Annotated in this window: 6 protein-coding genes and 5 pseudogenes; 1 reads left to right on the top strand and 10 read right to left on the bottom strand. The window is 37.0% G+C overall.

Going from position 1 to position 12,324, the window contains the following annotated elements; genetic code table 11:
* From prfB to AFK68_RS42780, 3 genes and pseudogenes are all read right to left on the bottom strand, one after another.
* Nucleotides 1-994, bottom strand: a pseudogene (prfB, locus tag AFK68_RS28420) (peptide chain release factor 2); the annotation flags it as partial.
* A 296-nt stretch (nt 995-1,290) separates the two neighbouring features.
* Nucleotides 1,291-1,696: pseudogene (locus AFK68_RS42785) on the bottom strand (Bax inhibitor-1 family protein); the annotation flags it as partial.
* A gap of 1 nt (nt 1,697) precedes the next feature.
* Nucleotides 1,698-2,175, bottom strand: a 478-nt coding sequence (locus tag AFK68_RS42780; protein WP_246844519.1) for a Bax inhibitor-1 family protein, incomplete at its 3' end; no start/stop codon positions are given.
* Nucleotides 2,176-2,795: 620 nt separating this feature from the next.
* Between AFK68_RS42780 and AFK68_RS28410 the strand changes: the two genes are divergently transcribed.
* A complete protein-coding gene (locus tag AFK68_RS28410) occupies nt 2,796-3,443 on the top strand; it encodes a PEP-CTERM sorting domain-containing protein (protein WP_094677078.1) in 648 nt (215 codons plus the stop codon).
* A 649-nt stretch (nt 3,444-4,092) separates the two neighbouring features.
* On the opposite strand, the gene AFK68_RS28405 is transcribed toward AFK68_RS28410, so the two are convergent.
* From AFK68_RS28405 to AFK68_RS28375, 7 genes and pseudogenes are all read right to left on the bottom strand, one after another.
* Complete coding sequence (locus tag AFK68_RS28405) at nt 4,093-4,818, bottom strand: pentapeptide repeat-containing protein (protein ID WP_094677076.1); 726 nt, start codon at nt 4,816-4,818, stop codon at nt 4,093-4,095.
* A 300-nt stretch (nt 4,819-5,118) separates the two neighbouring features.
* Nucleotides 5,119-7,617: pseudogene (locus tag AFK68_RS28400) on the bottom strand (GAF domain-containing protein); the annotation flags it as partial.
* 1 nt (nt 7,618) lies between these two features.
* Nucleotides 7,619-7,877 (bottom strand): annotated as a pseudogene (locus AFK68_RS46815) (adenylate/guanylate cyclase domain-containing protein); the annotation flags it as partial.
* A 249-nt stretch (nt 7,878-8,126) separates the two neighbouring features.
* Nucleotides 8,127-9,260 (bottom strand): glycosyltransferase family 1 protein, encoded by a 1,134-nt coding sequence (locus tag AFK68_RS28390; RefSeq protein WP_094677070.1) that lies wholly within the window; start codon nt 9,258-9,260, stop codon nt 8,127-8,129.
* A 222-nt stretch (nt 9,261-9,482) separates the two neighbouring features.
* The gene (locus AFK68_RS28385) at nt 9,483-10,172 is read right to left on the bottom strand and encodes a DUF4291 domain-containing protein (RefSeq protein WP_246844518.1); all 690 of its coding nucleotides are present in this window, start codon (nt 10,170-10,172) and stop codon (nt 9,483-9,485) included.
* Between the two features lie 581 nt (nt 10,173-10,753).
* Nucleotides 10,754-11,356 (bottom strand): annotated as a pseudogene (locus tag AFK68_RS28380) (NAD-dependent epimerase/dehydratase family protein); the annotation flags it as partial.
* Between the two features lies 1 nt (nt 11,357).
* Nucleotides 11,358-12,239, bottom strand: an 882-nt coding sequence (locus tag AFK68_RS28375) for an NAD-dependent epimerase/dehydratase family protein (protein WP_094677082.1), incomplete at its 3' end; no start/stop codon positions are given.
* Between the last annotated feature and the right edge of the window lie 85 nt (nt 12,240-12,324).

Below are 12,324 nucleotides of genomic sequence, written 5' to 3'. Positions count from 1 at the left end.
TTGATAAGGATGGAAAACATAGTTACGAATCTGATTTCCCCAAGCTGCTTCTACCATATCACCCCGGATTTCTCCAATTTCTTGAGCGCGTTGCTCTTGAGCAATTATCAGTAACCTAGCTTTGAGTAATGCCAAAGCTTTCTCCTTATTTTGTAACTGACTCCGCTCTTGGGTACAACGCACAGCAAGACCTGTGGGAACATGAACTACTCGCACCGCTGTTTCTACTTTATTCACGTTTTGACCGCCCTTACCACCAGAACGAGAAGTGGTAATTTCCAAATCCTTCTCTGGAATATCCAACTCTACAGAATGGTCTAATATAGGCATCACTTCCACACCAGCAAAACTGGTTTGTCGTTTGCCATTAGCATTAAAAGGTGAAATTCTAACTAAGCGATGAGTACCTTTTTCCGCCTTTAAATAACCATAAGCATAACGACCCATAATTTCTAAAGTTGCAGACTTAATACCTGCTTCGTCTCCCTCAGAAATTTCGGCTAACTGCACCTTATATTTATGCTCTTCTCCCCAGCGAGTATACATCCGCAGTAACATCTCTGCCCAATCTTGAGCATCTGTACCTCCTGCACCAGCATTAATAGTTACAACTGCTCCATTTTGGTCATATAGACCGGATAATAATTGCTGCAACTCCCATTGGTCTAAATCGCGGTTGAGATTAGAAATTGTCACATTCGCTTCTTCCAGCAAAGATTCATCCGTTTCTAATTCCAATAACTCAACGATCGCCCTAGTATCTTCCAAATTACTTTGCCATTGTTGATATTGCTGAAGATGGGATTTCAGATCGTTAAGTTCTTGCAGAGTATTTTGTGCCGTCGTTTGGTCATCCCAAAATTCTGGTTGAGCAGCAATTTGTTCTAAATCTTCGATTTTTGCTTTAAGTGCGGGAATGTCAAAGATAGTCCTGGGTTGTTCCCAGGCGAGAGGACAAATTTTCTATTTCTCGTTTAATGTCTAATACTTCCATGGCGATCGCCTCCTAATCAAAAAAGTCTTAGTTTGTAGCACAGGCATCTTGCCTGTGAGAAGTCTACCTCATGCTCTTCGGAAATCCTCTGTATCAACTGTATCAACATTTAGTAGGGGTGGGTTCCAGTTGAAATTAATCATACCAACATTTGATTAAATGAACCCGCCCCGTCACCCCATCATATAAAATCGTGCCTACAGGCTGGAAGCCTGTGCTACCAGGGAAGGAAAATACCAAAAGCAGGGGTTTGGTCACCAAACCCCTACCCATCAACTATTTACTGCTATTAATACCTAGTCGCGACCACCACCACTAATCGCAATTATTAGTCGCAGAATAAAGATAAATAGGTTGATATAGGTTAAATACATTGAGAGAGCTGCGGGAATATACTGATCGTCCCTATAAGTACGGGGCAAAATGTAAAAATCTACTACTGCAGCACCAGCAAATAAAAATACACCAATGCCAGAAATAGCTATTTCTAACCAACCTGCTGTATAAATACCAAAAAAGCTACAAATAACTTGGCCGACAACTGCCACTAATAGAGCCATTATGCCGAGGCTAACAGTTTTTGTTAAGGCCATGCCATCTTCTTCAGACAAATTTGAGCCTATTTGACGAGCTGCAATAAAGGTGACACCACAACCCAGGGCAGCAAAACCTACTCCCCCAATACCTACACCTTGGGTACTTNGAGCCATTATGCCGAGGCTAACAGTTTTTGTTAAGGCCATGCCATCTTCTTCAGACAAATTTGAGCCTATTTGACGAGCTGCAATAAAGGTGACACCACAACCCAGGGCAGCAAAACCTACTCCCCCAATACCTACACCTTGGGTACTTAAAGCTACAAATACTAAACCACTCAGAGTATATCCGGATAGCAGGCTATAAGTAGCTAATAAAGGTAGGGCTACATTGTTATTGCCTTTTTCCGCAATTCCACGGGCAACAAAAAATAGGACTAATTCTGCGATGAGGGCTATCCAGAATGTAGTCATAAATATACCTGGGTTAGAAGTTAAGACTCCTAGGCCACCAAATGTACCTACTGCTGTAAGAACTAGGCCCCCCCCTACAAAAGGTAAAGCATTGGCAATGACATTGGGGCCAACTAAGGATTGGCCTTGGGCTTCACGCATTGCTTGACGGAAATTACTGGTATTAGCCATGATAGTTTCTCTTCGTTAATCAAAAAGGATTTCTATATATATATATTGTGACACCTGAGTGGATTTTGTGCCCATACCAGATTACCGACTATTTGTAAATGAGTTTGTACATACTTTGCCATAACTTCATCTTAGCCACAAAAGTCTGCTTTCATTCAGTATAAATCCCTGGGTAACATTACTTGATTTTCCGGTACAATCGGTAGAATTGTGCTTGAAAATCTATATAAATCCTTTTTTCTTCATTTTCCATACATATAGCGTAGGTGTGAGATAGTAATGGGCTTATGAGATAGTAATGGGCTTAATAGTAAATACCTGGTTGAATGTAAAAAAAATTACAGCTTATGCTAAAAATATCTCTGGTGAAACACCATTGAATTGAGTGAAATTCCAGCAGATTTTCTTAAAGATTCGGTAAAGACTTGGAAAAAGACTTGCAATGCTTAAGTAAGGTTAGCTAGTTTATATTCATGAGGGCAAGAGAAGTTCACAAACCGCTAAAACTACGGAGAAGAACTAAAGCTTCTACCTAGAATAACGGGTAAAGAAACTAAGTATTAACCTCATAATTACTGAGTAAAAATCTACATAACTAATTATCATTAGGATTCTTCAAAATGAAAAACCAAATCTTTGCTTCCATCGCTGCTATTCCTTTCGCTGTAGGTGCTTTATTTGCTGGTACTGGCGCTGCTGAAGCTGTTGCAGGTAGCCTTGCCTTTAGTAATGGTGCTGATAATTGGTTTAGTGAAGTAACACCAGGAGTAGGGGATACTTTTGATATCGAGTTTAATCCTTTTAATCTTAACTTTGTTACTACGCAAAATGGCTTTTTTCTGCCTGAATTTGATGGTAGCCCCGTCCAAGATGTAGCAGCTTCTGTAGCAGAATTTGAATATGTTAGCTCCAGTGGTTCCGAGTTTACATACGCACTCACCAACGACCTAGTTTTTGCCTATGATAATGGAGTAAGCGTTACTTGGGGAGCTGGTGCTGAGTTTATGGGTATGTTCAACGGTCCGGACTCTATAGAATTTATGCTGGCTGAAGGTCAAGGTATATTGGCAAAAGTTGACGGTATAGAAGAGACTGGTTTCTCAGTTATTGCTGAAACACTTCAATTTTCAGACACTGCGGCGATAGGTGGTGGTACATATAATGCACAAGTCGATCTAGATGTTCGTGTTCCTGAACCAACTGCATTATTTGGTCTTGGTGTAGTTGCGACAGGTTTAGTTGCTAGCCGTCGCAAGAAAAGCTCCTAAGCAAAAATCTGGTGATAGGGTGAGCGATCGCCCATCTCTAACTAATAATACTGAAGATTAGTGAGAGAATAAAAAGTCAAGAAAAAATAGGCGATCGCATTATCCTTGCCTAATGTAGCTCAATCTAGATTTATAGTTATCAGGAATTTTACCATTAACTCTAAATTAGACTTTAGGATCTACTATTTTTGAAAAAAATATTCTATAATCCTAGTTTTAGTAAATTTTGAAAATCATCTAAAATTGGCAGCTTATTATAAACACTTGTTAGCGATCTCCTACCTATGCGATCGTAAACTAACGAAATATTTAGAGAGCGGTTCAGTGAGAACTATATGGCTTTTACCTCAAGGTTTTCAGTTAAACCCGCCCCCACATTTTTTTTAACATTAATTAGTAGGGACGTTCCATGGAGCGTCCCTACTGGCTTTTATTCATGGCGATGTGATTCATTAATTCTAGTAGGGGCGGGTTTTACCTAGAATTTTCATCCTTACTCCAAGATTTAGATAAACCCGCCCTAATGATAAACAAACCCAATATTTAGGGGGCGGGTTTTGCTCACTAATTGCACTTAGATTCAGCTTTCCTGTTAAACCCGCCCCTACAATTTTTTTAACCCTGGGTTTTTTTTAACGTTATAGAATTTTTATTCCACTTCAGGAATTACTTTTGGCGTAGCACATTCTATAAAATTAGTGATTAAACATACACTCGGACTTATGCTTGTACCACGCAAGTTAACTCCTTCTAAATTTGCTCCACTGAGATTAGCAAGAGCGATATTTGTTTCCATTAATTTTGCTTTAGTCAGGTTAGCATTAGAAAAATCTGCATCTTTCAAATTTGCTTGATGCAGATTAGCATTGAAAAGATTAGATTCACTCAAATCTGCATTTTCTAAGTTAGCTCGAAACCAATATGATTGACGTAAATTTGCATTAGATAAATTAGCTCCACTAGCAAGAGATTCAATCAAATTTGCTTGAAATAGATTAGCATTTTCTAAATTTGCTTTTGTCAGATAAGCTCTAGATAAATTAGCATGACCTAAATAAGCATCTGTTAAATCTGCACCTCGAAGATCCGCATCATTCATTGTTGCTTTCTGGAGGTTAGCATTAGAAAGATTGGCATCAGCAAGAATAGTCACTGCTAGGTTAGCTCCAGACAAATTTGCTCCTTCGAGATTTGCTCCTGCTAGGTCAGCTCCAATCAAGTTAGCATTAGATAAGTTGGCTCTACTGAGGTCACATCCTGGACATTCATTAGTTTCTAATAGTCTTCTGATAGCTGCTCGGTTGGCTGCTTTTGCTGAGTTTATCCAGCCAATTTGGGAGAAAATAATGATAATTGCCAATATTGTTAGTTTCATATTTAGTATTTGAGGTAATAAGGAACAAAAAATATATCTCAGTAGTAAATATACAAATAATTTTGGGCGTTGCTGAATTAAGGGATGAATATTAAGTGGGGTGGGACAGGCATCCTGCCTGTTCCTGCCTGTCCGAAAATATCAGGAACGGGCAAGATGCCCATTCCACAAAACTATTAAAATCATCCCCCATTTATGCAAAGCCCAGTTATTAGTTATAGCAGGGAACAGGGAAAAGTTGGAAAAACATTGATAATTAGAGATAGTTTTCATTATCAATTATCCATTATCAATTATCAATTATTTAGTTGTCATAGTATAACTACCATCCCAATCATTTGGTGGTGGAGTTTTTATATAGTCAAGCGATCGCTCAATATGTATAGCAACTGCTTCATCTTCTGGTCTGATTTTTTGTGCTGTCTCAAAATAATTAATTGCCTCGGCAAATTTCTTTTCTGTATAAGCTTGTCTAGCTTTAATATAAAGTTCTAAAAACTCTTCTGTTTCCAGGTCAATAGGTTGAGAAATTGCACCAATTAATTCATATATACTCACAGCTTTTTGTTTACCTTTAACTTTAACTTTATCTAACTCTCTGACCAAAATTTGATCTCTACAAAGTTCATAAGTAAACTCACTCAAAATAATATCACAACCATATTGTTTAGTAATTGATTCTAGACGGGAACTCAAATTTACACCATCACCAATTACTGTATAATCCATTCTTTTTTGGGAACCAATATTACCAGAAACTACTTCTCCTGAACTAATACCAATACCTATTTTAAATTGTGTTTCATCAGGACGAGATAAATTAAATTCCCGGAGACGATGACGCATATCTAAAGCAGTTTTTACAGCCATCAAAGCATGATTTTCTAAAGCTAATGGTGCGCCAAAAACTGCCATTAAAGCATCCCCAATAAATTTATCTAGAGTTCCTTCATGGTCAAATACTGCCTCTACCATTGTCTCAAAATATTGATTCAAAAGTTTAACTACTTCAGACGCTTCTAGATTTTCTGTAATAGTTGTATAACCTCTAATATCAGAAAATAAAATAGTTACTTCTTTACGTTCTCCTTCAAGTAAAGCATCTTCACCTAATGCCATTACTTGTTCTGCTACCCCTGGTGTCATGTAGCGATACATAGCATTTTTCATGCGTTTTTCTTGACTAATATCTTCTAAAACTACTAACCCTCCACGCACGCCACCTTCAGGATTTGTCAATGGATTAACTGTTAAATTCACACTCCGTTCAAAGACTTGATCTATTTCTGATATATCTATTGATTTACTAATATTTTTGTGATTTTTGTGATTATTTTGAATCTGATTTTCCTGGATATTTGTTGATATGTTTTCTCCCCAAGGAAAATAAATATTGGGATTTTTTAGGTCTGGAACTGCTAAGATGTGGATTAGTTCTTCTTCCTCTTCCTGCTCTTTGTTAATAAATGAACCTACTCGTAAATTTTGTTCTGGAACATATTGTCTAGTACCATTATTTAGACTGTCTTCTACCCGGAACTTTAGGTTTTCAATTGGTATAACTTCCCATAGATATTTACCAACCAGTTTTTCCTCCCAAATTTGCCCACTTGTTTTACCTTTAACTTCATGTCTAATAGGGCAACCCAACATCTCTAAAGCTGCTTCATTAATAGTCACAATTTTGCCTTGCATATCTGTAGAAATTACAACATCAGACAAACTTTGTAGAATATCTTTCTGATATTGTTTTTCTACTAAAACATTTTCAAACAATTGAGAATTTTGGAGAGCAATACCTGCTTGAGCATTAAAAGCTAATAAAAATTGTTCATCTGAAGCAGTAAAACTACCTTGATTTTTATTAATTAATTGAGTTACCCCAATTAATTCACCTTTAGCATTGTACACAGGCATACACAGAATATTTCTTGTTTTATAACCTGTTTTTTGGTCTGTACTAGGGTCAAAACGAGGATCTATATAAGCATCAGGAATATTCAGAGTTTGTCCCGTAGAAGCAACATAACCAGCTATACCACGATTTGCTGGAATTCTAATTTCCACCATTTCTTTTCTATCCGCTGTTGCTACCTTAGTCCAAAGTTCATTTGTCTCTTTACTAAGTAAAAACAATGTGCTACGGTCTGCTTGCATTAGATTACGGGCTTGGTCCATTACAGCTCTTAAAGTTGTTTCCAAGTCTAGACTTTGACCTAAAGTTGTGGTAGCCTTAAGTAGTGCCGATACTCCTCGTTGATTCCGAGCTGCAACATAAAAAGATTGACAACTTTCGAGAATAATCCCCATTGAATCAGCAAAAGAGCGGAATAGTTGCTCATCTTCTTCATTGAAGTGGACATCATCTGCTTTATTCAGTAGTCGTACCACTGCTACTGGTTGGTGAGAGTTAGTGGTACTAAAAATTGGCATACAAAGAATAGTACGGGTATCATAACCTGGAGGTTGGTCTACCTCTTCATTAAATAGTGGGTGACTCTTAGCATCGGCAATGTTTAGTGCTTCTCCTGTAGTAGCTACATGACCTAAAATACCTACATTAATTGGTAAGTTGCACTCTTGAGATATACCTGTGTTTTCAACTATTGTTTTGTACCAAAGTTGTTTTTTTTCTTGGTTAACCAAGAAAATACTTGTTTGATCTGCTTTCAGGACTTGACCAATTTTTACAGTAAAGGCATCTAATAGTTGTTCTAGTAGAGTTTCAACACCTTCATTATTAATTAAGTCTATAGCCCGGAGATATTGATGAAACTCTGCAGTAATAAAGTCCAGCAGNTACTTGTTTGATCTGCTTTCAGGACTTGACCAATTTTTACAGTAAAGGCATCTAATAGTTGTTCTAGTAGAGTTTCAACACCTTCATTATTAATTAAGTCTATAGCCCGGAGATATTGATGAAACTCTGCAGTAATAAAGTCCAGCAGACAAACAAACTCTCCTACTGGCAAATCCTTGACACGACTTGCCAGTAGACCCATACTATTAACTTGAGTCAATGTTGCGAGTATACTGCCTGCAGCATTAGAGAATGTCATTTCGACTTCTTTTTGTTAAAGTTAAATGGCTCCAACTTAAGTTTATTTTGCTTTGCTTAAATTTTTCAACCTAAAGTAGTACACTGACACACCTTAAATAGTGCATTAGATTGAATTCAAAAGTCAAAAGTCAAAAGTCAAAAGTAAGAATTTTCCAGTTAAAATCTATTGCACAGTTTTAGCTGTGTCAGTCCAGTAGCATGGTTAGTTTAGCAAAAAAAAAGGTTTAAAACCTTTTTTTTTATATTTTTAAGCTGCTGACAACATGGAATAGGATGAGATAATTTTTTTATAATAGTTTCTTAATTGTTGAGTCGCTGCTGACCATCCCCAACGTTCGGCTTCAGCTCTAGCATTTTTTCGTAGACTTTCTCGTTCTTCTGAGCGGGCTAAAAGGTTTTGAGTTGCTGTAATGGCTCCTTTTTCATCACCCGGATCGAATAGATAACCATTTATTCCATCTGTAACAATATCAGGAATGCCTCCTGAATTGGCAGCTACTACTGGGGTACCGGCGGCCATTGCTTCTAAAAGTACCAGTCCTAAAGTTTCGGTACGAGAAGGAAATATAAAAGCATCCGCAGAAGCATAAGCAGAGGCCAATTCTTGACCACGCAAATATCCCACAAAGTGAGTAGGAGTATTGGCAAAATGTTCTTCTAGGGTTTGTCTGTTAGGGCCATCACCTACCAGGGCTAGGTAAGCATTAGGGATGGCTTCCAGGATGGGTTTAATACGCTCAATTTCTTTTTCTGCACCTAAACGGCCAACATATAGCAATATTGTACTATCGGGGTTTCCTTGACTGAGGCGATCGCGCATTTCCCGACTTGCATGGTGGGGTTGAAATAATTCTGTATCTACTCCCCGCTGCCATAAGTCCACTCGTTCAATGCCGTGGTTCCTTAGTTCTTCTACCATTGCTGTAGAGGTACAAAGATTTAGGTCTGCTTGGTTATGGCCTGATTTAAGTAATTCCCAAAGTAAGCCTTCGAGCATTCCTAAACCATAGTGATGTAGGTATTGAGGCAGGTGAGTATGATAAGATGCCACGAGTGGAATGTTCAGTTTTTTCGCATAGAATAACCCTCCTAAACCTAAGACAGCAGGGTTGGCGACGTGAATTATATCTGGCTGAAATTTTTCTAGCTCTTCTCCAATGGTAGGAGTTGGTATTGCTAATTTTAATTCTGGGTATAGGGGTAAGGGAAAACCATCAATGCCACAAATTTTTGATCCTTTATATTCTGTAAGACCTCCTGCTGGAGAAAATATTAGCACTTGGTCGCCAGCACGTTGTAGATGTTCAACAGTGTGGCATAGGCGGGTAACTATACCATCTATTTTTGGTAGAAAGGTTTCGGTAAAAAGGGCTATCTTCATAAATTAATAAATATAAATTTATTAGCTGAAAAAATATTAGCAAGAATATTGATTTATATAGTAATAAATTTAAGTAGAATGTGATAAATTTTTTGTGTTGCGTATCTCAATTTATAAATTAGCTCAAAACTCAGTTATATAAGTAACTTAAGACTTTTTGTGCCTGAAATAATCTAACGTCTTTCTTTCTGACTTGCTATACTTATAACCTACTTGATTTATCTACAATATTGATAATCCTAGTTTGTATATTATCTCAGAATTATCTACTGGATAAACATCTTCTCTTGGTGTAATTAAGTTAATCCATTTACTTGATTCTCTATTACTGCGCTGCTGTCGTACAAATTCTGTAATATCTTCTATTTTGATAATCCAATCTCGGCTATAATTCTTTAGGGTTTCACCACGCAGTCCTAATTGAATTGCTCGTCGTTCCAATCTACCACCCATGGGGTTATGGTCTGGGTCCCATTGTAGTCTAACAGGCGATCGCTTTAAAGTTTCTTTCCATTCTTCTTGAGAATTATAAATAGTTGGAATAAATTTTGAATCTACCGCATTAGCTAAAATTTCATCAAATGCTGTACGTTTGATAGTTACAGCGAGAATGATTTCTTGCCCTGTTTTTGTTCCCCATCCAGAACGATATATGATCCACAAAAAGTTAGGTTTAATCCAACTCATTCTACTCAGGCTAAATTCACCACCAAAATAACCTTTTAAGGCTGCAAAACGACCTATTTTTGGTTTATATGCTTGATAGACAACTATAGAATTTTCATCAAATTGCGCTAATATATGTTTACCTTTTTCTGGCCAATTACTAACTTGAGTTAAGTAGTTTTCGGTGACTAACTGCATATAACTAAGTCTTAATCTTAAGGTAATTTTATATCTTAGTTTCTGCATTAGAAAAGGTAATAAATAAATCTCTTACCTCTTGCTTTAAGAGTAAGCATTCAGCAGTCAGCTATATTACTTTTAAAGAAGGGAAAAGTAATTGGGAGATTTCCAAATGGTAGAAGTTAAATGAATACTTGCTTCATTTTTAAAACCTTGCCATTAAAAGCAAGGTCTATCAAAAGCTGTTTGCGCAGCATTCCCTAGGAAGAGCTGACCCGTAATAGCTGAATGCTTACCTTTAATATGTAGATAAAACTCAGGTTTAAACTATTATAAAATTGATTATATCAAATTCCAACCACAAGTAAAATTACTACATATACTGAATATAAATTTCTTAAAAAAGATATATTTTTTATTCAGTTTTAGATGTTACTGTACTTGTACAGAATCTAATTCTTTATTGGTTTCCTTAGTTTTGGATACTATTGTATTTTGTGCAGAATCTGATTGTTGAGTTTTTTCTCTATGCCAAGATACTTTAGGTAAAATCTGATTTTTATCCACTCTTTCTTGATNGTAAAATTACTACATATACTGAATATAAATTTCTTAAAAAAGATATATTTTTTATTCAGTTTTAGATGTTACTGTACTTGTACAGAATCTAATTCTTTATTGGTTTCCTTAGTTTTGGATACTATTGTATTTTGTGCAGAATCTGATTGTTGAGTTTTTTCTCTATGCCAAGATACTTTAGGTAAAATCTGATTTTTATCCACTCTTTCTTGATACTTAATCGCAAAATTGAGCAAAGAGTCTAATAGAGAATCAGATAAATAATGAGGTTTTAAACCAAGGTCTAGTAGATTCGTATTTTTAGCATTGAAATAATGCTGCTCCAATTCTACTCTAGGATTATCCAAGTTGCTAATCTTGACATCTAAATCCATAGTTTTACCCGCTTTCTGTACCATTTTTGCCAAGTCAGCCACACTAAACATTTCCGTAAATTGGTTAAAAACTCTGAATTTACCTGCTTCTGCGGGGTTAGCGATCGCTAGTTCCATGCAACGGACAGTATCTCTAATATCTAAGAAAGCCCGAGTTTGTCCACCTGAACCATAAACAGTTAGTGGGTGGCCAATTGCAGCTTGAATACAAAATCTATTGAGTGCTGTACCAAAAACTCCATCATAGTCCAGACGGTTAATCAAAAGTTCGTCTTTGATAATTTCATCATCTAAAAGNAACTCTGAATTTACCTGCTTCTGCGGGGTTAGCGATCGCTAGTTCCATGCAACGGACAGTATCTCTAATATCTAAGAAAGCCCGAGTTTGTCCACCTGAACCATAAACAGTTAGTGGGTGGCCAATTGCAGCTTGAATACAAAATCTATTGAGTGCTGTACCAAAAACTCCATCATAGTCCAGACGGTTAATCAAAAGTTCGTCTTTGATAATTTCATCATCTAAAAGACCAGTTAGAGCAACACCATATACCACACCTTGATTGAGGTCTGTAGCACGGAGGCCCCAGATTTTGCAGGCAAAGTGAATATTGTGGCTATCGTGAACCTTACTTAAATGATAGAAAGACCCTGGTTGTTTCGGATAAGGTAAAGTATCCTTACGTCCATTATGTTCAATAGTAATGTAACCTTCTTCAATATCTATATTAGGAGTACCATATTCTCCCATAGTTCCCAATTTAACCAAGTGGGCATCTGGAAAATCCTCTTTCATCGCATAGAGAATATTTAGAGTACCAACAACATTATTAACCTGGGTCATAACAGCGTGTTCCCGGTCAATCATAGAAAATGGAGCAGCACGCTGTTCACCAAAGTGGACTATAGATTCTGGTTCAAACTGACGTAGTGTTTTACTAAGGAAGTCGTAGTTGGTGATGTCTCCTATATATAGGTCAATTTTTTTGCCTGTTAGGTCTTTCCAACGTTGGATACGTTTTTGGATAGGGGCAATAGGTGTGAGGGTTTCCACTTGAATTTCCATATCCCAGTGTCGCCGAACCATACTATCTAGGATCCCTACTTCATAACCCTTACTAGAAAGATAAAGAGCGGTTGCCCAACCGCAGTAGCCATCGCCACCAATTACTAGGACTTTCATAAATTTACTTTGAATCTTGCTTACTGATATTCGGTTAATGTACCAGGTCTTGGCAATTTTTGACACTCTCTGGTTAAATCAAAGG

The organism is Hydrocoleum sp. CS-953 (assembly GCF_002260545.1).
In the GTDB taxonomy this organism is placed as follows: Bacteria; Cyanobacteriota; Cyanobacteriia; order Cyanobacteriales; family Microcoleaceae; genus Trichodesmium.
Note: the sequence above shows the minus strand (reverse complement) of the source record. Positions and strands in the feature narration are given on the sequence as shown.

What these genes read in the sequence shown, in the direction of transcription:
- AFK68_RS28410 (WP_094677078.1), top strand. Translation starts at nt 2,796, where the DNA reads ATGAAAAACCAAATCTTTGCTTCCATCGCTGCTATTCCTTTCGCTGTA.
- AFK68_RS28405 (WP_094677076.1), bottom strand. Translation starts at nt 4,818, where the DNA reads ATGAAACTAACAATATTGGCAATTATCATTATTTTCTCCCAAATTGGC.
- AFK68_RS28390 (WP_094677070.1), bottom strand. Translation starts at nt 9,260, where the DNA reads ATGAAGATAGCCCTTTTTACCGAAACCTTTCTACCAAAAATAGATGGT.
- AFK68_RS28385 (WP_246844518.1), bottom strand. Translation starts at nt 10,172, where the DNA reads ATGCAGAAACTAAGATATAAAATTACCTTAAGATTAAGACTTAGTTAT.